The sequence below is a fragment of the Streptomyces sp. Mut1 genome, assembly GCF_030719295.1.
GTDB classification, from domain to species: Bacteria; Actinomycetota; Actinomycetes; order Streptomycetales; family Streptomycetaceae; genus Streptomyces; species Streptomyces castrisilvae.
The window spans coordinates 6,447,924-6,471,811 of sequence record NZ_CP120997.1; the positions used below are offsets into that span (position 1 = coordinate 6,447,924).

The following is a 23,888-nucleotide window of genomic DNA, read 5'->3' on the forward strand; positions in this document are numbered from 1 at the left end:
GGACCGGGGATATCGTGTGCGACGAGACGGACGGCGGACAGGCTGCCGGTGCCGGACACGCAAGAGTGCGGAGGTGAGGACATTGGCGACGGTCGTTGTGGTGGGCGCTGCCCACGAGCCGAAGTTCCCTGTTTTCACCCCCGTGGCCACCGGCTGACCTCCTCCTTCGGGACCTTTTCGCGCCGACGTGCGCACCGCCGGGCCACCCTGTGAAGGGTTTCCCTTGTCTTTCCCGTCCTCCTCCCTTTCTTCCTTCTCCTCTTCCTCCGCTTCCTCCACCGCCTCGCATCCGCTGGCCGCGTACGGCTGGGACGACGACTGGGCGGCCGAGTTCGCCCCGTACGCCGCCCAGGGGCTGGTGCCCGGCCGTGTGGTGCGGGTGGACCGCGGCCGGTGCGACATCGTCACCCCGCAGGGCACGGTCTGGGCGGACACCGCGTTCGTCGTGCCCCGTGACCCGATGCGGATCATCTGCACCGGCGACTGGGCCGCCGTGGACGCCGAAGGCGACCCGCGGTTCGTCCGTACGCTGCTGCCGCGGCGCACCGCCTTCGTCCGCTCCACCTCGTCCAAGCGTTCCGAGGGCCAGGTGCTGGCCACCAACATCGATCACATCGCGATCTGCGTCTCGCTGGCCGTGGAGCTCGACCTGGGCCGGGTCGAGCGCTTCCTCGCCCTGGCCATGTCCAGCGCCGGCGGCGACGCGCTGCTCGGCGACGCCACCGGGGCCGGGGAACGGTACGCCGAACCGCTCGTCGTCCTGACCAAGGCCGACCTGGTCCCGGACGCGGTCACCCTCTCCCACCTCGTCCAGGACATCGAGCACATCGCCCCCGGGGTGCAGGTGCTGCCGGTCAGCTCCGCCACCGGGGAGGGCGTCGACGTGTTCTCGGCGATCGTCTCCGGCGGTACGAGCGTGCTCCTGGGAGCCTCCGGCGCGGGCAAGTCCACCCTCGCCAACACACTGCTCGGCAGGGAGGTGATGGAGGTGCGGGCCGCCCGGGACGTCGACGGCAAGGGCCGGCACACCACCACGACCCGCAACCTGCTCGTCCTGCCGTCGGGCGGGGTCCTGATCGACACCCCCGGCCTGCGCGGGGTCGGCCTGTGGGACGCGGGCGTCGGCGTCGGGCAGGTCTTCTCCGAGATCGAGGAGCTGGCCGAGGACTGCCGGTTCCACGACTGCGCCCACGAGGCGGAGCCCGGATGCGCGGTGCTGGCCGCGATCGAGGACGGCACACTGCCCGAGCGTCGCTTCGACAGCTACCGCAAGCTGCTGCGCGAGAACCAGCGCATCGTCGCCAAGACCGATGCCCGCGTCCGGGCCGAGATGCGGCGGGACTGGAAGCGCAAGGGGGCCGAGGGCCGGGCCGCGATGGAGGCCAAGCGCGGCCGGATCCGGTAGGGCCTGTCCGGGCCGTGTCCGCGGCGACCTGGTCGACGTCCGAAAACCGCGAGTGAGCACGCCCCGGCGGGCGCACACTGGACGGTGTGATGGACGAAGAGACCAGGTACGAGGCGGTGAGCAGCCGCGACGCGCGTTTCGACGGCGAGTTCTTCTTCGCCGTCGAGACGACCGGCATCTACTGCCGGCCGAGCTGCCCCGCCGTCACGCCCAAGCGGAAGAACATCCGCTTCTACCCGACGGCGGCGGCCGCCCAGGGCAACGGCTTCCGGGCGTGCCGCCGCTGCCGCCCGGACGCAGTCCCCGGCTCCGCCGAGTGGAACGTACGGGCCGATGTGGTCGGGCGCGCCATGCGCATGATCGGTGACGGTGTGGTGGACCGGGAAGGCGTCCCCGGCCTCGCCCACCGGCTCGGCTACAGCTCCCGCCAGGTGCAGCGCCAGCTCAACGCCGAACTCGGCGCGGGGCCCGTGGCACTGGCCCGCGCGCAGCGCGCGCACACCGCCCGGGTCCTGCTCCAGACCACCGCGCTGCCCGTCACCGAGATCGCCTTCGCGGCCGGTTTCGGAAGCCTCAGGCAGTTCAACGACACCGTCCGGCAGATCTACGCCCGCACCCCGAGCGCCCTGCGCACCGAGGCCGGGACCGGGCTCGGCGCGGCCGCCCGGGAGGCCCGCACGGCCGGCGTCCCGCTCCGCCTCGCCCACCGGGGCCCGTACGCGGCCGGCGACGTCTTCGACCTGCTCGCCGCCGGCACCGTCGCCCGCGTCGAGGAGGTCTGCGGAGAGCCCGGCGCCCGCACCTACCGGCGTACGCTGCGCCTCCCGTACGGCACCGCCGTCGCCTCCGTGGACGAGCGGTCCGCCGGGAACTGGCTGGACGCCCGCATCCACCTCACCGACCTGCGCGACCTGACCACGGCGGTGCAGCGACTGCGCCGCCTCTTCGACCTGGACGCCGACCCGTACGCCGTGGACGAGCTGCTGGCCACCGATCCGAGGCTCGCACCGGACGTCGCGGCCCGGCCCGGAGTGCGCTCGCCGGGGGCCGCGGACGCGGAGGAGTTCGCCGTACGGGTCCTGGTGGGCGAGGCGGCCGCCGGGGAGCTGGCCGCCGCCTACGGCAAGGCCCTGGACGTGCCGTGCGGCGGGCTGACCCATGTCTTCCCCGAGCCCGGCGCGCTCGCCGGCGCGGATGTCGGCCGGGAGCTGCGCGCGCTCGCGGCGGCGCTCGCCGACGGCGGCGTACGTCTCGACGCGGGCGCCGACCGGGACGAGGCCGAACAGGCACTCCTGCGGCTGCCCGGCATCGGCCCGGCCGAGGCCGCGCTGATCCGGATGCGTGGCCTCGGCGACCCCGACGTCGACCCGTACGCCACACCCGGCGCGCACCGCTGGCGGCCGTGGCGCTCCTACGGCGTACGCAGGGCGCGGCGGGGGAGGGGTCAGCCCCAGACCACCGCGCCCAGCCACGCACCCGTCACCAGCAGGCACGCGAAGAGCTCGACCAGCACCGAGTAGCCGGTCGCCCGCATCACCGAGCGGACCGACGCCCACCCCGCTCCCCGGCTGCCGAGGCGCAGCCGCTCCGCCCCGTAGATCACGCCGACGTAGCCGATGACCGCGCCGACGACCGGGACGACGAAGAAGCCGGTGATCGCGCCGAGCCCGCCCAGCAGCAGCGTCCGGCGCGGTGCCCCCGACTCGCGGGGCCTGCGCGGCGGCAGCAGGGCCTTGAGCGCCTGGTTGAGCAGGAGGAGCGCCGTCGCCCCGATCAGGACACCCCAGGCGAGCGGCGTCATGTCGGTGAGCGCCCACCACAGGACGGCGGCCCAGACGATCGCCTGTCCGGGCACGCCCGGCACCAGCACACCGATCAGGCCGAGCAGCATGACCAGTGCGACGACGACGAGCTGCCACACACCCATTTGACCAGCCTGCCGGAGACCGGCCGGTCCCGCCCGTCCGCGCAGCCGCACTCGCGGCCGTCGGCGCAGCTCAGAGGCTGTTACGGCAGCGGGCGCCGGCGGGGTTCGCGGGCGACCCAGCCCCGCTCGTACGCATGCCAGCCGAGCTGGAGGCGGGTCGAGACGCCGGTGAGCTCCATCAGGCCCTTGACCCGGCGCTGCACGGTCCGCAGCCCGAGGTCCAGCTGTTTGGCGACGCTCGCGTCGGTCAGGCCGGCCAGCAGCAGGGACAGGATCTCCAGGTCCGTCGGGTCCGGGCCGCCCGGCCGTGCCAGCACCGCCCCGCTCTCGCCGAGCCGCAGCGGCATCGCCTCGCGCCAGACCGCTTCGAACAGCGCCGCCAGCGACTCCAGCAGCCCCGAGCCGTGCACGACCAGCGCCGCGGGCTCCGCGCCCCGGCCGGTCAGCGGCACCATGGCCAGAGCCCCGTCGGCGATCACCAGCTTGGTCGGGACCCGGTCGACGACCCGGCACTGCTCGTCGCGGCTGAGCGCCGCCGACAGTTCCAGGATTCCGGACTCCAGGCCCAGCACCTCGCGCTCGACCACCACCCGGAACGTCACCCCGCGCGTGGCCGCCTGTTCCTCCGACTCGTTGTCGAGACCGCTGACCGCGATCGGCTTGCCGGTGACCAGGGCGCGCACCTCGCTCGTCGCCCCCAGCTGGAGCTGGTGGAACCGGTGGGCCACCGCGCTCGCCCCGGTGACCACCTCGACCAGGTCGTGGACGGCCGGTTCGGCGGCGTCCGCCCGGTACTCCTCGGCCAGCAGCACCGCCGCCAGCTCGGCCTGCTCCAGCTGGTGGCGCTGCTGAGTGAGCAGCGCGCCCAGGGCGACCCCCGGGGGCGCCGCGACCCACCGGCCCGTGCGGGCGGATGACTGGGCGGCCAGGCCGTGCTGCTCCAGCCGGCGCAGCGTCCGTTCCGTCTCCCGTTCGGGCAGCGCCAGCCGGTGCGAGAGATCGGAGACCTCGGCCGCCCCCAGCGCCACGAGCGCGCGGTAGGCCGACTCCTGCCTCTCGTCGAGACCTATGGCTCCCAGCATCCCCGACCCCTCCCGGACGCAGTGTTCCCCTGTGATGGCATGCCCTCGGCAGGTCCGCCGCCCGTGGCGGAAAGCGGCCACGGCGCAAACCCGCCGTGGCCCATCATTCCCGTACCACCCATCACTCTGCCAAAGTGGCGGCACGGTGGCCCCAATAACCCCGGGAACGCGCGCGTTTATGCCTGCCTCGCCCGGTTCGGGAAGAGGAATCCGATACGTTCGCCCGCCTCAGGGCCGCTGCTCTCGCCGGGTGCTGACGCCGGATCACCGACCGGTCCGCCGGGCGTCCTTCCCGTGGGGGGTGGGGCCGCCCGGCGGATCAATTTCCCGATGCCCGTTTTCGCGCGGCCCGTGCGGTGGACAATAGAGGCATGAGCCAGCAGGGGGAGAGGCCAGCAGCCCACGAGGACGACTGGTGGCGCAGGCTGTACGACGAATCCACGCCGGACACCGGGGCGAGCCGGACGGCCGACAGCCTCGACGACCGCTTCGACTCGGCATCCGGCACGGTGGCACCCGGTGGGGGCCCGGCCTACGAGACGGCCGGCCCGGCCTACGAGACGGCCCCGGAGGTGCCGGAGCCGAGGGAGGCGCCGGACCCGGAGGTGGGAGGGACGCCTGAGCCGTGGGCGGGACCGGAGGCCGGGGCGGAGTCTGCGCCGGAGTCGGAGCCGGTGCCCGAGCCGTGGACGGTGCCCGAGCCGTGGAGGGGTTCCGGGCCCGGGACGGTGCCCGCGCCTGGGGCGGTGCCCGAGGCGGAGTCGGCGCCCGCGCAGGGGGCCGCCGCACCCGAGCCCGAGCCGTGGTCGGCGTCCGAGTCCGGGGCGGTACCCGTGCCGGAGACGGGACCCGGGCCCAGGACGGCGCCGCCCGCGCCGAGGGCTGTCGCGCCCGCGTCCGTGCCGCCGCCGCTCGTCACCCGGACGGCGGACGGCTCCCGGACGGAGTCCGTGCGCGCCCCCTGGGAGCCGCAGGCCGGCCCGGTGAAGCCGCGTACGTTCCCGGGCCCGCCGCCTCCCGAACCCGAACCGGAGCCCGAGCCGCCCGCCGACCCGCGCGTCGCCGGGGCCGCCGGGCGTCCCCTCGCCGACCGGCCGGCGGAGGCCGGGGCGCGTGCCGATGACGGGCCGGCCGCCGACGAGGCCCTCGCGCCCCGGCCCCTGGTCGCCCATGTGGGCCCCCGGCCGCCCACCTACGACGCCGAGCCCACCGCGCTGCCCGCCACCGACCCGTACGAGCTGGACAGCCTCGTCCCCGACACCGTGCTGGACGGCGCCCGGTACGGCACGTACACCCTGCGGGCCGCGTCCGTGCGCGGCGACTCCGCACGGTTCCGGGGCGAGCCGCGCCGCGACGCGCTGCTGACGGTGCGCTTCGGGACCGGGGACAACGCCCTGGTCCTCGTCGCCGTCGCCGGAGCCGCCCGGGGCGCGGAGGGGGTGCACACGGCGGCGGCCGACGCCTGCCGCTGGATCGGCGAAGCCGTCGGGCGCAGCCACGGCCGGCTCTCCGACGACATAAGGGCGGGCCGCCGCGCCGACCTCAAGTCCGGGCTGCACCGGCTCACCGACCGGGGCTACGGCAAGCTGCGCGCCCGCGCCGCCGAACTCGGCCTGGGACCCGGCGCGTACACCGCGAGCCTGCGCTGCCTGCTGCTGTCCGCCGATCCCGAGTGCCGCACCCGGGTCTTCTTCGGCGTCGGCGACGGCGGTCTCTTCCGGCTGCGGGACGGCAACTGGCAGGACCTCGAACCGGCCGTGCCGGCGCCGGACCGGCTCGCCGGGGACCCTGTGGTCGGCTTCGGCTCGCCCGTGCCCGAGAGCGGGCCCGACGGCGACCGGCTGACCATGGACCTGGGTATTCCGACCGGGCCGGCCCCGTACGTCGAGAATCCGCTGCCCCCGCCCGCCGAACCGTTCCGCTTCCGGGCCTCGGTCGCCCGGCCGGGCGACACCCTGCTGCTGTGCGGCACGGGCCTCGCCGAGCCGATGCGGGGCGAACCGGCCCTCGCCGGCGAACTCGCCGCGCGCTGGTCGCCCGTGGCGGCGCCCGGCCTCGGAGCGTTTCTCGCGGACACCCAGATCCGGGTGACGGGGTACGCCGACGACCGTACGGCGGTCGGCGTCTGGGAGGCGTAACCGCGCACACCATGGGTTGATGGACTCCGAAGAGCCGTCCGTCCGGGGTTTCGCGCCCCGGGTTCCGGACAGCCGGACGAGCACGGAGCCCAGGCAGAGGGAGTGCGACACCCATGGCCAAGCAGAACGTGTCGGAGCAGTTCGTCGACATCCTCGCCAGGGCGGGCGTCAAACGCTTGTACGGAGTCGTCGGCGACAGTCTCAACCCGGTCGTCGACGCCATCCGGCGCCACCCGGGCGTGGAGTGGATCCAGGTCAGGCACGAGGAGACCGCCGCGTTCGCGGCCGGCGCGGAGGCACAGATCACCGGAACCCTGGCGGCCTGCGCCGGGTCCTGCGGTCCCGGCAACCTGCACCTCATCAACGGCCTCTACGACGCCCACCGCTCCATGGCCCCCGTGCTCGCGCTCGCCTCGCACATCCCGTCGAGCGAGATCGGCCTCAACTACTTCCAGGCGACCCACCCCGAGCTGCTCTTCCAGGAGTGCAGCCACTACAACGAGATGATCTCCAACCCGCAGCAGATGCCCCGGCTGCTCCAGACCGCCATCCAGCACGCGGTCGGCCAGGGCGGCGTCAGCGTCGTCACCATGCCGGGCGACATCGCCGGGCAGCCCGCTCCGGAGAAGGCCGTCGAACACGCCCTGGTCACCTCGCGGCCCACCGTACGGCCGGGCGACGACGAGATCGACAAACTCTGCCGGATGGTGGACGGGGCCAAACGGGTGACGCTGTTCTGCGGGAGCGGCACGGCCGGTGCGCACGCCGAGGTCATGGAGTTCGCCGAGCGGGTCAAGGCCCCGGTCGGGCACGCCCTGCGCGGCAAGGAGTGGATCCAGTACGACAACCCGTTCGACGTCGGCATGAGCGGGCTGCTCGGCTACGGCGCCGCCTACGAGGCCACCCACGAGTGCGATCTGCTGATCCTGCTCGGCACGGACTTCCCGTACAACGCCTTCCTGCCCGACGACGTGCAGATCGTGCAGGTCGATGTGCGGCCCGAACACCTCGGCCGGCGCACCAAGCTGGATCTGGCCGTCTGGGGCGACGTCCGCGAGACGCTGCGCTGTCTGACGCCCCGGGTCAAGGTCAAGAGCGACCGCAAGTTCCTCGACCGGATGCTCAAGAAGCACGCCGACGCCCTGGAGGGCGTGGTCAAGGCGTACACCCGCAAGGTCGAGAAGCACGTGCCGATCCACCCCGAGTACGTGGCCTCGGTGCTGGACGAGATCGCCGACGACGACGCGGTGTTCACCGTCGACACCGGCATGTGCAACGTATGGGCGGCCCGCTATCTGACGCCCAACGGCAAGCGGCGGGTGATCGGTTCCTTCAGCCACGGCTCGATGGCCAACGCGCTGCCGCAGGCGATCGGCGCGCAGTTCACCGACCGCAACCGGCAGGTCGTCTCGATGTCGGGCGACGGCGGATTCACCATGCTGATGGGCGACTTCCTGACCCTGGTCCAGTACAACCTGCCGGTCAAGGTCGTCCTGTTCAACAACTCCTCGCTGGGCATGGTCGAACTGGAGATGCTGGTCGGCGGCCTGCCGTCCTTCGGTACGACCAACAAGAACCCGGACTTCGCCGCCGTCGCCCGCGCGGCCGGCGCGTACGGCGTGCGCGTCGAGAAGCCCAAGGAGCTCCAGAGCGCCCTGAAGGACGCCTTCAAGCACAAGGGGCCGGCGCTCGTCGACGTCGTCACCGACCCCAACGCCCTGTCCATCCCGCCGAAGATCAGCGCGGACATGGTGACCGGATTCGCCCTGTCCGCCAGCAAGATCGTGCTGGACGGCGGGGTGGGCCGGATGGTCCAGATGGCCCGCTCCAACCTCCGTAACATGCCCCGGCCTTGATCCGGACACCGCTAACGTGGACGGGGTTAGCGGCGCGTTATGGAGACGGCAGCACGACACGCGAGGCTCATGAGAGGAAACGTGTGAAGACTCTCTTGGAGACCCTGCGTGAGACATCATATTGCGGAGAAGACCGGGTGGCGCAGAGTCGCCGCTCTGCTCACCGCACTCATAGCCATGGCCGCAGTCCTTACCGCCCTGAGCCCCGGGCCGGCTTGGGCGCTGGATGACGACACGGACAATCCGGCGTACCGGTCGCTCGGGAAGGCGGACAACCCCGACTGGATGAGCGGGATCGGCGACAGCACCCCACTCGGCCGGCTGTCCGTGCCCGGAACGCACGAGACGCTGTCGATCCGAGGCGGCGACAGCACCTACACGCAACAGAACGGCGGCCCCAGCGCCCGGACCCTGGCGGCTCAGCTCCAGGCAGGCATCAGGGCCATCGACATCCGGGTGCGGGTCATCGGCGGCTCGTTCACGATCCACCACGGCAAGGTGTACCAGGACGCGAACTTCGCGGATGTCCTGCGCGTGCTGGGCGAGTTCCTGACCGCGCATCCCAGCGAGACCGTGATGATGCATCTGCGGGCCGAGTGCGACAACAACAGCTCCTCCACGAGCTTCGACTGCAGGGACGAGCCGACCAGCACGACCGACAAGGACCGCGCCGACACGTTCCGCAAGTACCTCGCGGATGACCCCAACGCCCAGTTCTTCTGGGGGCCTTCGGTCAGCGGGGAACGCCAGGCGGATGTTCCGAACCTGGGTGACGTGCGCAAGAAGATCGTCCTGGAGCGCTTCCGGAACGTGGGCGAGTACAGCGGCAAGTACGGTCTCACCGGCGACAGTTACTTCATTCAGGACGACTACAACGTGGCGAACATCCTGGACGGGGCCATCAATGACAAGGTCCGGAAGGTTGTCGACCACCTCACTGCGGCCGACCTGGACTCCGACCCCAGGCACATGTACCTGAACTACACGAGCGGCTCCAGCATGTGGGCCTATCCCAAGGCCGTCGCGGACCGGGTGAACGAAAAGGTCCTTCCCCTGCTCGGAGCCATGAGGTCCCGTACCGGCGAAGTGCTGATGGACTATCCCGGCTACGCGATGATCAACACCATCATCGGCGCGAACCGGCCATGGACCGCCCCCTCATGGCAGACTCCGCGGATCGCGGTCATGCCCTTGGGCGACTCCATCACCCTGGGTGTGGGCAGCAGTACCCGGACCGGCTACCGGCCCGCACTGGCGGGCGGCCTCGCCCAGCACACGGGCGCGCTGGAGTTCGTGGGCTCGCAGACCGACGCCGACGGTGTGACGCACCACGAGGGGCACTCGGGCTGGCTCATCGACCAGTTGCAGGCGAACATCGAGACCTGGCTCGCGGCCGCCGAACCCAATTTGATCACGCTGCACATCGGCACCAACGACATGAACCGCGACTACCAGGTGGCGACGGCACCGCAGCGACTGGGTGCGCTCATCGACCAGATTCACGCCGCCTCGCCCGATACCGTCGTCGTGGTCGCCTCACTGGTGCCCGCCACCGACGCGGCGGTTCAGGCCCGGGTCGACACCTACAACAAGGCGATCCCGGGGATCGTCGCGGACCGGGTCGGGCGGGGCTACAAGATCTCCTGGGTCAGCATGGACGCACTGACCACCGGCGACCTCAACGACAACCTGCACCCCAACAACAACGGCTACACCAAGATGGCGGACGCGTTCCTGGGCGGCATCGCGACCGTCGCCGACAGGGGCTGGATCAAGGAGACGGTCGAGGTCGAGCCCGCACCGCCGCGTCAGGCACCGAACCACGGTGACTACGACGTGGACATCAACGGCGACGGCCGGGCGGACTACCTGGTGGTGGAGGACAACGGGGCGGTCCGTGCCTGGCTCAACACCGCCAACCCCACCACCGGCGCCGTCGAGTGGGCCGATCAGGGGGTCATCGCCTCCGGTTCGAGTGCCTGGACGGGTGACCAGGTCCGCTTCGCCGACGTCGGTGGCGACGCCCGCGTCGACTACCTGGTGGTGGACCCCCGAAACGGGGCGGTCCGCGCGTTCATCAACACCGGCGGCGACGGCCGCGGCGGCTGGCAGGACAAGGGCGTCATCGCCACCGGCTCCAGCGCGTGGACCGGTGACCAGGTCCGCTTCGCCGACGTGGGCGGGGACGCCAGGGCCGACTACCTCGTCGTCGGCCCCAACGGTGCCACCCGCGCCCTCCTCAACACCACCAACGCTTCCACCGGCGCCATCAAGTGGGCCGATCAGGGGGTCATCGCCTCCGGTTCGAGCGCCTGGACGGGCGACCAGGTCCGTTTCGCCGACGTGGGTGGTGACGCCAGGGCCGACTACCTCGTCGTCGGTGCGCAGGGCGCCGTCCACGCCTACGTCAACAACGGCGGCGACGGCCACGGCGGCTGGCAGGACAACGGCGTCATCGCCACCGGTTCCGCCGGCTGGCTCGCCGGGCAGGTCCGCTTCGCCGACATCAACGGCGACGGCCGCGCCGACTACCTCGTCCTCGACGACAACGGCGCCGTCCGCGCCTACCTCCACACGGCCGGCACGGATGGGACCGTCAAGTGGGCCGACCAAGGGGTGATCGCCACCGGTACCGGGGCACCCGGCTTCCGCGTCCACATCTGAATCCTGCCCAGCCCCGGTCCCGATCCGTTTCTGACCGGAGATATCGCCCCCATACGCACGTGCCCCACCGGAATTCCGGTGGGGCACGTGCGTGCGATTCGGGAGTGAGGGAGCGTCATCTGTGCGCGACAGTCGGCCTCTTGGCACCCTCGGCGCCATGTGACATATTACTGGCGTGTTCACGAGACAGCCTTTGGATGTCGTCGTTGTCGGAGCCGGAGTGGTCGGCGCCGCCTGCGCCTACCACGCCACCCGGTCCGGACTCTCGGTCGCTGTGGTGGACGGTGGACCGGTCGCCGGCGGCACCACGGGGGCAGGGGAGGGCAACCTCCTGGTCTCCGACAAGCCACCGGGTCCGGAGCTGTCCCTCGCGCTGCTCTCCTCCTCGCTCTGGCGCGAGTGGTCCGAAGAACTGCCCAGGGCTGTCGAGTTCGAGCAGAAGGGCGGACTGGTCGTCGCGGCGGACGAGGCGTCCCTGGCCACCCTGACCGCGACCGCCGCCGGTCAGAGCCGGGCAGGGGTGCGTGTCACGGCCGTCGCCCCGCACGAACTGCCCGAGGTCGAACCGCACCTGGCGTCCGGACTGGCGGGCGGTGTTCTCTACTCCCAGGATGCTCAGGTCCAGCCCGCCCTGGCGGCCGCCCACCTGATCCGCGCGGCCCGTGACGCCGGGGCGATCGTGCGCCTGGGCACGCCGGTCACCGCTGTACTCACCGGCCCGGCGGGCGAGGTGCGCGGCGTGCGCACCGGGGCGGGGGACCTGCTCGCGCCCGCCGTGGTCAACGCGACCGGGGTCAGGGGCGGGGAGTTCGCCGCACTGGCCGGGGTGGAACTCCCGGTCCTGCCCCGGCGCGGCTTCGTCCTCGTGACCGAGCCCCTGCCGCCCCTGATCCGGCACAAGGTCTACGCCGCGGAGTACGTGGCCGATGTGTCCAGCGCCTCGGCCGCTCTCCAGACGTCGCCGGTCGTGGAGGGCACCCCGTCCGGGCCCGTACTGATCGGCGCCAGCCGGGAACGGGTGGGCTTCGACCGCACCCTGTCCGTGCCGGTGATCAGCCGGCTGGCGGCCGCGGCGGCCGCGCTCTTCCCGGTCCTCGGCGACACCCGGGTACTGCGCGCCTACCACGGCTTCCGCCCCTACCTGCCCGACCACCTCCCCGCGATCGGCCCCGACCGCCGCGTCCCCGGCCTCTTCCACGCCTGCGGTCACGAGGGCGCGGGCATCGGCCTCGCCCCCGCGACGGCTGTCCTGGTCACGGCGGCGATCCGGGGCGAGGAACCACCCCTCGACCCGACGCCCTTCAACCCCGGGCGGTTCGGCGAGGCGGGACCGGGCGGGGCGCGGCCGCTGGGCGGGGCGCCGTCGGCGGGCGGGGCGGGGCCGCCGGTCGGACCGGATCCGGCTGAACCGCCCCCAGACTGAACCGGCCCCCGGCCGCCCCCTTCGTGGCATGCGACATGGCACAGCTCCGCCCTCGCCGCGCCTTCCGCCGCCCCGCACCCACCACCCCCGCACCCCCTCGCCCCGACCGACCGACGAGACAGGAGCCCCGGTGAGACGAGCACGCCGACGTGGTCCCGCACGAACCCCGGCAGGCCTGGCCGGCGCCGAGCCGGGGTCCGGGTTCGAGATCACCTTCGACGGCCGGCCGGTCCGCGCGCTGCCCGGCCAGAGCATCGCGGCCGCGCTGTGGGCCGCGTCCGTCCTCAGCTGGCGGACCACCCGGGTCAACGGCCGCCCCCGGGGCGCCTTCTGCGGCATCGGCTCCTGCTTCGACTGCCTGGCAACCGTCAACGGGGAACCCGGCCTGCGCGCCTGCCTGCTGCCCGCCCGCCCCGGCGACGCCGTCACCACCCAGGAAGGGACCGGACATGCCGCCCCCCGCCCCTGAACGCGCCGGACTCGCGGTGATCGGCGCCGGACCCGCCGGGCTCGCGGCCGCCGTGACCGCCGCCGAGGGAGGTCTCGACGTGGTCCTGATCGACGCGGCCGACGCCCCCGGCGGCCAGTTCTACCGCGCGCCCGCCCCCGGCCTCGGCGCCACCCGGCCCGAAGCCCTGCACCACGGCTGGGCCGCCTTCACCGCGCTCACCGCGCGCCTCGGCCGGCAGCGTGAGGCCGGGCGCCTGTGCCATGTCACAGGTCACCAGGTATGGGCGGTGCGGCGGACCGGCGAGGACTGGACCCTGCACCTGGTCACCGGACCCGACGGCCGAGGTGGTGCCGCCGTGCGCGCACGCCGCCTCGTCGTCGCGACCGGTGCCCACGAACGCCAACTGCCCTTCCCCGGATGGACCCTGCCGGGAGTGGTGGGCGCGGCCGGGGCGCAGGCCATGCTCAAGTCCGGCCTGGTGCTGCCGGGCCGGCGCGTCGTCGTGGCCGGAAGCGGGCCGCTGCTCCAGGCCGTCGCCCTCTCCCTGGCCCGGGCCGGAGCCGAGGTGCCCGCGCTGGTGGAGGCCGCCGGGTACGGGGCGTACGCCCGCGCGCCCCTGGTCCTGGCCGCGAACCCGGACCGGCTCGGGGAAGGGGTACGCCACCGCGCCGGCCTCGCCCGGCACGGGGTGCGGATGCTTACGCACCGGGCCGTCACCGCCGTGCACGGCACCGAGCGCGTGGAAGGTGTCACGGTCAGCCGGCTCGACCGCGCGTGGCGCCCCGTGCCGGGGACCGGGCGGCGCGTCGACTGCGACGCCCTGGCCGTCGGTCACGGCCTCGTCCCGCAACTGGACCTCGCCCTCGGGCTCGGCTGCTCCACCCGGCCCGGTACCGACGGCTCGGCCGCGCTGCTCCTGGACGAGGAACTGCGCACCACCGTGCCCGGGGTCTGGGCCGCAGGTGAGACCGGCGGCATCGGCGGCGTGCGGCTGGCCCTGGCCGAAGGCGAGCTGGCGGCCCTCTCGGTGATCGCGGACGCCCGGGACGGCCGCCCCGGCCGGACCACCGCCCGGGTGGCCCGGCTGCGCCGCGCACGGCGCCGGATGCGCCGGTTCGCCGGGCTGATGGGCGCGGTGCACCGGCCGGGCCCCGGGTGGAGCGCGTGGCTCGCGCCGGACACCGAGGTCTGCCGGTGCGAGGAGGTCACCGCCGGCGCCGTCCGTACCGCCGTGGACGAGCTGGGCGCCGGCGACAGCCGTACGGCCAAGCTCCTCACCCGCGCCGGCATGGGCTGGTGCCAGGGCCGGACCTGCGGCTTCGCCGTCCGGGAACTCGCCGGCGGGGCCACGGACGGCGCCGCCCCCGACCGGCGCCCGCTCGCCTGCCCCGTAACCCTCTCCACGCTCGCGCGGGCCGCCGGGCCCGAGGACGCGTGAGCACGTACACCGCCCGCACCCCGCACCCCATCTCTCAAGGAGCTCTCATGACGACCACCTCCACCGGCAGCACGGCCCCCTGGCGGGGTGTCATGGTCGCCACCCCGCTCACCCTGCGCGAGGACCGGTCCATCGACTTCGACGCGTACGCCACCCATGTCCAGGACCTGCTCGCCGCCGGCTGCGACGGCGTGGTGCCCAACGGTTCGCTGGGTGAGTACCAGACCCTCAGCGACCGGGAACGCCGGGACGTGGTGCGCGTCGCCGTCGAGGCGGCGGGGGACGGGGCCCGGGTGATGCCCGGGGTCTCCTCGTACGACAGCGCACAGTCGTGGCGCCGGGCGGAGGAGGCCGCCGAGGCCGGGGCCGGTTCCGTCCTGCTGCTGCCGCCCAACGGCTACCTCTGCCGGGACGCGGCCGTCCGGGCCCACTACGCCGAGGTCGCCGGGGCGGGCCTGCCTGTCGTCGCGTACAACAACCCGTACGACACCAAGGTGGACCTGACGCCCCGGCTGCTCGCCCAACTGCACGCGGACGGTTCGATCGTGGCCGTCAAGGAGTTCAGCGGCGACGTGCGCAGGGCGTACGAGATCGCCGAGGAGGCGCCCGGCCTCGACCTGCTCGCCGGCGCCGACGACGTCCTGCTGGAACTCGCGCTGGCCGGGGCCGTGGGCTGGATCGCCGGCTGCCCCAACGTGCTTCCGGCCGGCTGCGTCACCCTGTACCGGGCGGCGGTCTCCGGGGACCTGGACACGGCGCTGCCCCTGTACCGGCAGTTGCACCCGCTGCTGCGCTGGGACTCCAAACCGGAGTTCGTCCAGGCCATCAAGGCGGCCATGGACATCGCCGGCAGACACGGCGGCCCCACCCGGCCGCCGCGCCTGCCGCTCGGCGGGGACGCCCTGGCCGCCGTGCGTGCCGCCACCGAGAAGGCGCTCGCCGAGGGCCTGGACTGAATCCCGCAGGCCACCCCGCACCGAAGCCGTAGGAGGCCCACCTTGCGCAGCCGCCACATCTTCCACGCCGTCGACTCGCACACCGAAGGCATGCCCACCCGCGTCATCACAGGCGGAATCGGTACGCTCCCCGGCGCCACCATGGCCGAGCGCCGCACCCACTTCATGGCGCACCGGGACGCGGTGCGCACCCTGCTGATGTACGAGCCGCGCGGCCACGCCGCGATGAGCGGTGCCGTGCTCCAGCCGCCGACCCGCCCCGACGCCGACTTCGGGGTCCTGTTCATGGAGGTCTCCGGCTGCCTGCCGATGTGCGGGCACGGCACCATCGGGGTGGCCACCGTACTGGTGGAGACCGGCATGGTCACGGTCACCGAACCGGTCACCACCGTACGGCTGGACACCCCCGCCGGACTGGTCACGGTCGACGTCCGCGTCGAGGCGGGCGCCGCGACCTCCGTCACCCTCACCAACGTCCCGGCGTTCAGCGCCGGACTCGGGCTCACCGCGAAGGTCCCCGGACACGGCACCGTGCCCTACGACCTCGCCTACGGCGGCAACTTCTACGCGATGGTGCGCCTGGAGGACCTGGGGCTGCCGTTCGACCGCTCACGGAAGGACGAACTGCTCGCGGCGGGGCTGGCGTTGATGGAGGAGGTCAACGCGTCCGGCGACCGGCCGGTCCACCCGCTGGACCCGGCCATCCACGGGCTCAAACACGTCCAGCTGATCGCGCCCGGATCCGACGCCGTCCACTCGCGGCACGCCATGGCCATCCACCCCGGCTGGTTCGACCGCTCGCCGTGCGGCACCGGCACCTCCGCGCGCATGGCCCAGCTGCACGCCCGGGGAGAACTGCCCCTGGACCAGGACTTCGTCAACGAGTCGTTCATCGGGACCAGGTTCACCGGCCGGCTGGTCGGGGAAACCACGGTCGGCACGCTGCCGGCGGTCGTCCCGACGGTCACGGGGCGCGCCTGGATCACCGGGACCGCGCAGTACTTCCTCGACCCCGCCGACCCGTTCCCGGAGGGCTTCCTGCTGTGAGCCCGCACGCCCGTCGCAGGCAACGTGACATTGTAGTCTGGGGCTCCGCACGGTGCTGGAGGAACAGACATGGCCCGCCTGACGTCGCTCAACGTGATCTCGGCGCAGGAGCACCTGCGCGACCAGGTGGCGCACGCGCTGCGGGCGGCACTCGTCTCGGGCGAGCTGGAACCCGGCACGGTCTACTCGGCGCCCGCGCTCGCCGCCGAATTCGGTGTGTCCGCGACACCCGTCCGTGAGGCGATGCTCGACCTGGCCCGCGAGGGCCTGGTCGAGGCCGTACGCAACAAGGGCTTCCGCATCACCGAGCTGACCGAACAGGACCTGGACGACTTCACCGAGCTGCGCGCGATGATCGAGGTCCCCACCGTGGGCCGGATCGCGCGGATGGGCCGGACGCGCGAGCTGGAGGCGCTGCGGCCGGTCGCGCTGGAGATCGTCGAGGCCGCGGGACGCCACGACATCCTGGGCTACCTGGAGGCCGACCGGCGCTTCCACCTCGCCCTGCTGGGGCTGGCCGGCAACCGCCGGCTGGTCGAGCAGGTCGGTGAACTGCGCAAGCGCTCCCGTCTCTTCGGGCTGAACCGCCTCGCCGAGTCCGGCCAGTTGACCGCCTCGGCCGAGGAACACGTACAGCTGCTCGACCTGGTGGTCGCGGGTGACGCCGAGGGTGCTGAGTCGTGCATGCTCGCCCATATGTCACATGTCCGTTCCCTGTGGGCGGGCGACAACCGGAGCGGCGACGTACCCGCCCAGCTCACGATCGAACGGGCCACGCACGGGGGCGTCCAGGGCTAGGGCCTGCCCGCCCGAAGGCCCCCCGCCGGGGAGGCCCCCCCCGCCCCGAAGCCTTCCGCCCCGAAGGCCCCCGCCCGGAAGGCACCTGCTCACAAGCCCGCTCACCGCCCGGCATACCGCTGAGGGCCCGCGTCCACCCGGACGCGGGCCCTCAGCCGTATATGTCGTCATGTCACGTCCTTCCGGCCCGCACGGAGTTGACGGGCAAATGAATGTGGGCACCACGCCTTCCTAAGAACATGTGACATGTGCCATTGTACAGGCGGTCGCGGATGGGGTCGTGTTCATGCCAGGCCACTCCGGCCGGCGGTTCGTTCATCCCCACCGGCCCCTCCGCGCACCATCCCCCACGGCCGCGCAGCGTCGCGCGGCCACCACACCGCTGGGAGGCGGCACGTGAAGAACCGTACGGTCCGACAGAGAGTCACCGGACTATCCACCGCGGCCCTGGCGGCCTGTCTGGGCGTAGGCATGCTCGCCGCCCCGGGCCGGGCCGCCGAACCCCGGCCCTCCGCCCCGGCCGCCGCGAGCGCGACCGCGTTCGAGCACCGGGCGGCCGGTGCCGGATCCCCCGAGCCCGGCGGCCCCACCGCGCAGGCCCTCACCGCGCCCGTCCAGGACGCCGCCCACCTGGGCGACGCGGCACTGAGCCCCGCCGACCGGGCCCCGCTCAGCGCCTCCAAGGACGCGCTGAAACGCGACTACGACGACCCGAGCGCCGCGGCGCCGAGCCACCCCGCCCCCTCGATGAAGGCCAAGGCCCGGACCAAGGCCAAGGCCCGCACCACGGCGGAGGCGGCAGGGACCGCCGCCGCCTGCTCCGTGGCCGACTTCACCAGCCGCACGGGCAGCGCACTCGTCCAGCAGATCAAGGCCTCCACCAGCGACTGCGTCAACACCCTGTTCGCCGTCAAGGGCAACGACGGCTACCTCGCCTTCCGCGAGGCGCAGATGGTCAGCGTCGCCAACGCCCTGCGCGACGGATCGGCCGCCTACCCCGGCGACAGCAGCACCGGCATGCCGCAACTGGTGCTCTTCCTGCGGGCCGGTTACTACGTGCAGTACTACGACCCCGGCACCGTCGGCAGCTACGGGGCGCCGCTGCGCACCGCCATCCAGGGCGGCCTGGACGCCTTCTTCGCCTCGGCGCACTCCCGTGACGTCACGGACGCCAACGGCGAGACCCTGGCCGAGGCCGTCATCCTCATCGACAGCGCGGAGCAGAACGCCCGCTACCTGGACGTCGTGAAGCGGCTGCTGGCCGGCTACAACTCCTCGTACAACAGCTCCTGGTACATGCTCAACGCGGTCAACAACGTCTACACCGTGACGTTCCGGGGCCACCAGCTGCCCGAGTTCGTCAGCGCCGTCGAGGCCGACCCGAGCCTGCTCGACGCGCTCGCCGGCTTCGCCCGCGACCACCTCGACCTGCTGGGCACCGACCAGTCGTACCTGACCTCGAACGCGGGCCGCGAACTCGCGCGCTTCCTCCAGGAGGACGCGCTGCGCTCCAAGGTCCGGCCGCTGGTCACCGACCTCCTCGGCCGCAGCTCCCTCACCGGGCGCACCGCACCGCTGTGGGTCGGCCTCGCGGAGATGGCCGACTACTACGACAGCGCCAACTGCTCCGCGTACGGCACCTGCGACCTGGCCGCACGCCTCAAGAGCGCCGTCCTGCCGGTCTCGTACACATGCAGTGACAGCATCCGCATCCTCGCCCAGCAGATGACGTCGGCCGACCTGACGAAGGCCTGCACCAGCCTGCGCGGCCAGGACGCCTACTTCCACCAGGTCGCCAAGGACAACGGGCCCGTGGCCAACGATCACAACACCACCATCGAGGTGGTCGTCTTCGACTCCAGCACCGACTACCAGACCTACGCCGGAGCCATCTACGGCATCGACACCAACAACGGCGGCATGTACCTGGAGGGCGACCCGGCGGCGGCCGGCAACCAGCCGCGCTTCATCGCGTACGAGGCCGAGTGGGTCCGGCCCGACTTCCAGATCTGGAACCTCAACCACGAGTACACGCACTACCTCGACGGCCGCTTCGACATGGCGGGCGACTTCGAGGCGGGTGTCACCACCCCGACCATCTGGTGGATCGAGGGCTTCGCGGAGTACGTCTCCTACTCCTACCGGGATGTCACCTACGACGACGCCGTCACCCAGGCCGCCGCGCACACCTACACTCTGCGCACGCTGTTCGACACCACCTACGAGAACGCCGACCAGACCCGCGTCTACAACTGGGGCTATCTGGCCGTGCGTTACATGCTCCAGTCGCACCGCGCCGACGTGGACAAGCTCCTCGGCCTCTACCGCGCAGGTGACTGGAACGGCGCCCGCACCCTGCTCACCTCCACCATCGGCAGCCGCTACGACGCCGACTGGAACACCTGGCTGACGGCGTGCGCGGCCGGCAGCTGCGGCACCACGACCAACCCCACCGATCCCACCGACCCGACCGACCCCACCACCCAGTGCACCGGTAGTGACGTCCGGGAGCTGGGCCAGGACTGTGCCCGCGACGGCCAGCGGGCCACCCGGGGCAACTACGCCTACCTCTACGTCTACATACCCGCAGGCACCGACCGGCTCACCGTCACCACCAGCGGCGGCACGGGCGACGCCGATCTCTACTACAGCGCCGACGGCTGGGCGACCACCGGTTCGTACACCTCCCGGGCCACCGGCAGCGGCAACGCGCACACGCTCACGGTCGAGCACCCCGCCGAAGGCGCCCACTACATCAGCCTGTACGCCGTGCAGGACTTCGATCAGGTGAGCGTCTCCACGCGGTACTGATACGGCCGGGCGCGGCTCACAGCAGACGCAGTGTGTCCGGCCCCGTCCGCTCCCGGATGATCTCCACGAGCCGGTCGAAGAGGGTCGGACCGAGCCCCAGAGCCGCCTGCGCGGATTCCTCGCGCAGGCGGCCGCGGTTGCTCTCATGGGCGCGACCGGCCAGCCGGTCCAGGTAGCGGGCGGTCTCCTCGTGCCCCAGCGCGCGGGCCGACAGGGCGTGGTCGCGCCACTCGATGACGTAGTCGTCGTCGTCCGGTGTGCCCATGCCGCCGCCCAGGCAGTCCGCGAAGGCGTCGAGATTCCGGCCGAAGTAGCCGCCGGGCCCGTTCACCGCCTCGCCGATCACGGTCCAGAAGCTCTCCGGGCCGGTGACCCGGGAACCTTCGATCACATAGGTCACGGTCATGGGGCGAGCGTACAAGCCGGCCGGTCCGGTGATCCGCGCCGCAGGTGGGGGACTGCGGCGCGGACCGGACCGGGGGAGCGGGTCAGCAGTCGTGGTCGACCAGGTCGAACGTCTCGTAGTGGTCGGCCGTGTAGTAGTCCTCCCGGCTCTCCTCACCCGTGACGATGCGGCGCGCGCCGCGCGTCGGCGAGCCGGGGGTGATCACGGTGTACTCGTGGTAGTAGCCGGTGCTCTGCGAGGGCAGCACGCCCTCGCGGTTCTGGAAGACGGTGCCGTCCTGGTCGTACGGGAACGGCCCGCCGGCGTCGATGAGGTCGAGGGTGTCGTGGGCCTGGGAGGGCAGGTCCGAGTAACAGACGCTGCCGACCGAGGTGGCCGAGGCGGTGGCGGTCGCCGTGAGGGGGCCGCCGACGACGAGAGCGGACAGGAGGGCGGCCGTACCGCCCAGCGTGGTGATCCGTGGGGGGATTCGCATACCCATCATGATGACGCGCGTAGACACCGCCGCGTCAACGCCAACTCGGGTGAATTTTTCGAGAGTTAACCGGGGAGAGGGAACACATCCCCCTTCCGGGGGCGATGCGGTCCCACGGGAGTGCGGTGCTCGAACGTCAGTCCGGCGCGGATTCAGGGGCTGACGGAACGCCAGATGTGGTACGGCACCGTGCGGGCGGCCTCCTCGATGTCGATGTCCCCGACGGAGAGCCAGCGGCGTGCGATGCCGGTCACCGGGCCCAGGATCAGGGACTCCAGCACGGGCAGCGGGAGCGCGACCAGCTCCCCCGACTGCTGGTGGGCGTGGAGCCAGGCCGCGAGCGGGGCGAGCCGGGCCTCCTGGGCGCCGCGGATCTGCCGGGCGTGCTCGGTGATCTCGCGGTCGGCGGTGACCGAGTGCATGAGCCGGGCCGCGTCGGGGTGCTTCTGTACGAAGCGGAGGTAGGCCCGGGTGACCGCGTGGACCCCGTCGCGCGCGCCCTCCACCGGCTCCAGCGCGCCGGCCAGCTCTTCGAGGAGGCGGCCCAGCCAGGACTGCGCGAGGGCGAGTACGACGCCCTGGAGGCTGCCGAAGTGGTGGTAGATGCTTCCCGCGCTCACCCCGCTCGCCGAGGTGATCGCGCCCAGCGTGAGACCGGCCTCACCGCGGGACGCGTACAGCTCCAGGGCGTGGTCGAGTACCTGGGCGGCCGTGGCCTCACCGCGTTGTTGCTTCGGACTCATCGACGCCGCCCCAGCTTCCGGAAGTGGTGGCTCCTCATGGTGCCGCCGGGACCAGGGTAGAAGAAACTTCCGGAATTTTTTCCGGAAGTTGTTCCAATTGGTGCCCGGTCTGCCTCACACTGAACGTTCGCCGCGCCAAGTCGCGCGGCGGCAGGGGGATTTCAGGTGACGGAGGCGGTCCGGGGGACTGCTGTTCGGGACATACGGGGAGCGCTCGAACATGACCGGCGTGAACAACGACGACCACGCGGACAACGAGGACTACCTCGACGGAGGCATCAAACCGCTCACACCGGCCGACCCGGCGCGCATCGGGCCCCATCTGCTGCTCGGCAGGCTCGGCGCGGGCGGCATGGGCCGGGTCTACCTGGCCCGCTCCGACGGCGGCCGCACGGTCGCGGTCAAGGTCGTGCACGAGGAACACGTCGCGGACCCGCACTTCAGGGCCCGCTTCCGACGCGAGGTCGAAGCGGCCAGGCGCGTCGGCGAGGACTACACCGCGCCCGTCCTGGACGCGGCACCCGACGCCGAATTCCCCTGGGTGGCCACGGGTTACGTCCCCGGCCTCTCCCTGGAACAGGTGGTCCGGGGCCACGGCGCACTGCCCGCCGAATCCGTGCGGGCCCTCGCCACCGGGCTGCTGCACGCGCTCAAGGACATCCACGAGGCCGGCATCGTCCACCGCGACCTCAAGCCCTCCAACGTGATGCTGACGATTCAGGGCCCCAAGGTCATCGACTTCGGCATCGCCCGCGCTGTCGGGACCACCATCGAGTCCCTGCTCACCAGCGCCAGCATGATCGTCGGCTCGCCCGGCTTCATGGCTCCGGAGCAGGTGCGCGGGGAGAGCGCGGTGCCGAAGAGCGACGTGTTCGCCCTCGGCTGTGTGCTGACGTACGCGGCGACCGGCACGCTCGCCTTCGGTCAGGGGGTGAGCAACCAGCACGCGATCATGTACAAGATCGTGGAGGCCGAGCCCGACCTCTCGCGGGTCCGGGACGAGGGCCTGAAGACCCTGATCACGCGGCTTCTGGCCAAGCGGATCGAGGACCGGCCGTCCGTGGACGAGCTGCTCGCCGAGCCGGGGTACGAGGCCGGGCCCGCGGCCTCCGCATGGCTTCCTGCCGCCGTCGTGAGCCATCTGGCGCGCCAGTCCGCGCAGTTGCTCGACGCCGAGGCGAAGCCGCTGCGCCAGGAGAGCGACCGTGCGACGCTCGGTCTGCGGGGGGAGCCGGAGGCCGCCCTGGCGCTGGTGGCGGGCGAGGGGACGGCTGCGAAGCCGAAACGGGAGAGGCGCCGCCGCCCGTGGGCGGTCGCCGTCCCGCTGGTGCTGGTCATAGGCGGGGGAGGCGGCACGCTGGCCGTGCTCCAGCCGTTCGGCCATGACGGCGGCGGAGCGCACGCGGCGCCGCCGGCCGCCACGGCGACGAGCCCGACGGCCGCCGCCCCGGAGCCGTCGGCGGCCGGCAGCGCGTCCCCCACCGGCGACAAGAGCCCGAAGGCTTCCCCGAGCAAGAAGAAGAAGGACGGCGCCGGCAAGGACGGAAAGGACGGCAGGGACGGGGAGCCGGGCAAGGACGGCCGGGACTCCGGAGACGCGGGGGGCGGTTCCGGCGGCTCGTCCGCAGGAGGCTCGTCCACGGGCGGCGGCGGTACCAGCGGCTCCGGCGGCGGGAGTTCGAGCAGCGGAGGGGGCAGCTCGACCACCAGCGGCGGCAGTTCGGGCGGCAGCGGCTCGGGAGGGTCCACGAGCACCTCGGGCGGCGGGGGATCGACCACCACGTCCGGCGGCTCCACCGCAGGCTCCGGCGGCGGCAACAAGGTCCCGGCGTCGTTCGCGGGCACCTGGAAGTACGGCGAGTTGTACAACGTGGGGATGCCGGGCACCATCACCATCTCCACGTCCGGCGTGGTGCGCATGAACGACTATCCGTACAACAACTGCCCCTACGAGGCCAAGGTGACCTCCACCTCCAACGGAGGCAGGCGCCTCAACGTGGGTGCCCCCAAGCTCGTCGGACCCAACCCCGGCTACTGCTACAGCCAGATCGCCGCGTCCTACTTCGACATCGACGGCAGCGGCGTCCGCCACTTCATCAACGGCAACGGGAACGGCAACGGCTACTACTACAAGCGACCCTGAGCCGCACTGGATTCACCCCGTTCCACGGGGCTCCGCAAGCGTGACAGCCCGTAGGCGGGGCATGCATTGCGTGAGCACCTTCGAGACAGGGGGCGAATGGCCATGTGGGCGGGGGAAACGATGGA

Annotated in this window: 18 protein-coding genes; 13 read left to right on the plus strand and 5 right to left on the minus strand. The window is 72.6% G+C overall.

Translation table 11 applies throughout. The features are described from left to right. Nucleotides 1-223: 223 nt before the first annotated feature. A complete protein-coding gene (gene rsgA / locus P8A18_RS28070) occupies nt 224-1,405 on the plus strand; it encodes a ribosome small subunit-dependent GTPase A (RefSeq protein WP_306058909.1) in 1,182 nt (393 codons plus the stop codon). A gap of 89 nt (nt 1,406-1,494) precedes the next feature. Beyond that, nucleotides 1,495-2,925, plus strand: coding sequence for a DNA-3-methyladenine glycosylase 2 family protein (locus P8A18_RS28075; RefSeq protein ID WP_306061195.1), 1,431 nt, complete (start codon nt 1,495-1,497; stop codon nt 2,923-2,925). Here the strand turns inward: P8A18_RS28075 and P8A18_RS28080 are convergent. Both P8A18_RS28080 and P8A18_RS28085 read right to left on the minus strand, forming a co-directional pair. After that, a complete protein-coding gene (locus P8A18_RS28080; RefSeq protein ID WP_306058911.1) occupies nt 2,850-3,332 on the minus strand; it encodes a DUF456 domain-containing protein in 483 nt (160 codons plus the stop codon). The genes P8A18_RS28075 and P8A18_RS28080 overlap by 76 nt on opposite strands. Before the next feature lie 80 nt (nt 3,333-3,412). Continuing rightward, nucleotides 3,413-4,414, minus strand: coding sequence for a helix-turn-helix transcriptional regulator (locus tag P8A18_RS28085; RefSeq protein ID WP_306058913.1), 1,002 nt, complete (start codon nt 4,412-4,414; stop codon nt 3,413-3,415). A 371-nt stretch (nt 4,415-4,785) separates the two neighbouring features. On the opposite strand from P8A18_RS28085, the gene P8A18_RS28090 reads away from it, so the two are divergent. The 10 genes from P8A18_RS28090 (at nt 4,786) to P8A18_RS28135 (ending at nt 19,996) form a co-directional block, all read left to right on the plus strand. Then, nucleotides 4,786-6,552 (plus strand): protein phosphatase 2C domain-containing protein, encoded by a 1,767-nt coding sequence (locus P8A18_RS28090; protein WP_306058915.1) that lies wholly within the window; start codon nt 4,786-4,788, stop codon nt 6,550-6,552. Between the two features lie 113 nt (nt 6,553-6,665). Continuing rightward, nucleotides 6,666-8,408 carry a pyruvate dehydrogenase gene (locus tag P8A18_RS28095; RefSeq protein WP_306058917.1) on the plus strand — a complete coding sequence of 581 codons (1,743 nt, stop codon included), beginning with the start codon at nt 6,666-6,668 and terminating at the stop codon, nt 8,406-8,408. Between the two features lie 108 nt (nt 8,409-8,516). Further along, the gene (locus P8A18_RS28100; RefSeq protein ID WP_306058919.1) at nt 8,517-11,072 is read left to right on the plus strand and encodes a phosphatidylinositol-specific phospholipase C domain-containing protein; all 2,556 of its coding nucleotides are present in this window, start codon (nt 8,517-8,519) and stop codon (nt 11,070-11,072) included. Between the two features lie 175 nt (nt 11,073-11,247). After that, complete coding sequence (locus tag P8A18_RS28105) at nt 11,248-12,495, plus strand: NAD(P)/FAD-dependent oxidoreductase (RefSeq protein ID WP_306058921.1); 1,248 nt, start codon at nt 11,248-11,250, stop codon at nt 12,493-12,495. 130 nt (nt 12,496-12,625) lie between these two features. Next, complete coding sequence (locus P8A18_RS28110) at nt 12,626-12,964, plus strand: (2Fe-2S)-binding protein (RefSeq protein WP_306058923.1); 339 nt, start codon at nt 12,626-12,628, stop codon at nt 12,962-12,964. Next, entirely contained in the window at nt 12,945-14,384 is a 1,440-nt protein-coding gene (locus P8A18_RS28115) for an FAD/NAD(P)-dependent oxidoreductase (protein WP_306058925.1), read from the plus strand. Before P8A18_RS28110 ends, P8A18_RS28115 begins: the two co-directional genes overlap by 20 nt. A 47-nt stretch (nt 14,385-14,431) precedes the next feature. Continuing rightward, nucleotides 14,432-15,340: a dihydrodipicolinate synthase family protein gene (locus P8A18_RS28120; protein ID WP_306058927.1), complete on the plus strand. Its 909-nt coding sequence runs from the start codon at nt 14,432-14,434 to the stop codon at nt 15,338-15,340. 42 nt (nt 15,341-15,382) lie between these two features. Further along, entirely contained in the window at nt 15,383-16,387 is a 1,005-nt protein-coding gene (locus tag P8A18_RS28125; protein WP_306058929.1) for a proline racemase family protein, read from the plus strand. Nucleotides 16,388-16,456: 69 nt separating this feature from the next. Further along, nucleotides 16,457-17,185, plus strand: coding sequence for a GntR family transcriptional regulator (locus P8A18_RS28130; RefSeq protein WP_306058931.1), 729 nt, complete (start codon nt 16,457-16,459; stop codon nt 17,183-17,185). Between the two features lie 396 nt (nt 17,186-17,581). After that, nucleotides 17,582-19,996 (plus strand): M9 family metallopeptidase, encoded by a 2,415-nt coding sequence (locus P8A18_RS28135; protein ID WP_306058933.1) that lies wholly within the window; start codon nt 17,582-17,584, stop codon nt 19,994-19,996. Nucleotides 19,997-20,012: 16 nt separating this feature from the next. Here P8A18_RS28135 and P8A18_RS28140 read toward each other — a convergent pair whose 3' ends face one another. From P8A18_RS28140 to P8A18_RS28150, 3 genes are all read right to left on the minus strand, one after another. Then, nucleotides 20,013-20,402 (minus strand): barstar family protein, encoded by a 390-nt coding sequence (locus P8A18_RS28140; protein WP_306058935.1) that lies wholly within the window; start codon nt 20,400-20,402, stop codon nt 20,013-20,015. 82 nt (nt 20,403-20,484) lie between these two features. Continuing rightward, the gene (locus P8A18_RS28145) at nt 20,485-20,877 is read right to left on the minus strand and encodes a guanyl-specific ribonuclease (RefSeq protein WP_306058937.1); all 393 of its coding nucleotides are present in this window, start codon (nt 20,875-20,877) and stop codon (nt 20,485-20,487) included. Between the two features lie 152 nt (nt 20,878-21,029). Further along, nucleotides 21,030-21,620, minus strand: coding sequence for a TetR/AcrR family transcriptional regulator (locus P8A18_RS28150; protein ID WP_306058939.1), 591 nt, complete (start codon nt 21,618-21,620; stop codon nt 21,030-21,032). Nucleotides 21,621-21,840: 220 nt separating this feature from the next. On the opposite strand from P8A18_RS28150, the gene P8A18_RS28155 reads away from it, so the two are divergent. Then, nucleotides 21,841-23,763 carry a serine/threonine-protein kinase gene (locus P8A18_RS28155; protein WP_306058941.1) on the plus strand — a complete coding sequence of 641 codons (1,923 nt, stop codon included), beginning with the start codon at nt 21,841-21,843 and terminating at the stop codon, nt 23,761-23,763. The last annotated feature ends 125 nt before the right edge of the window (nt 23,764-23,888 follow it).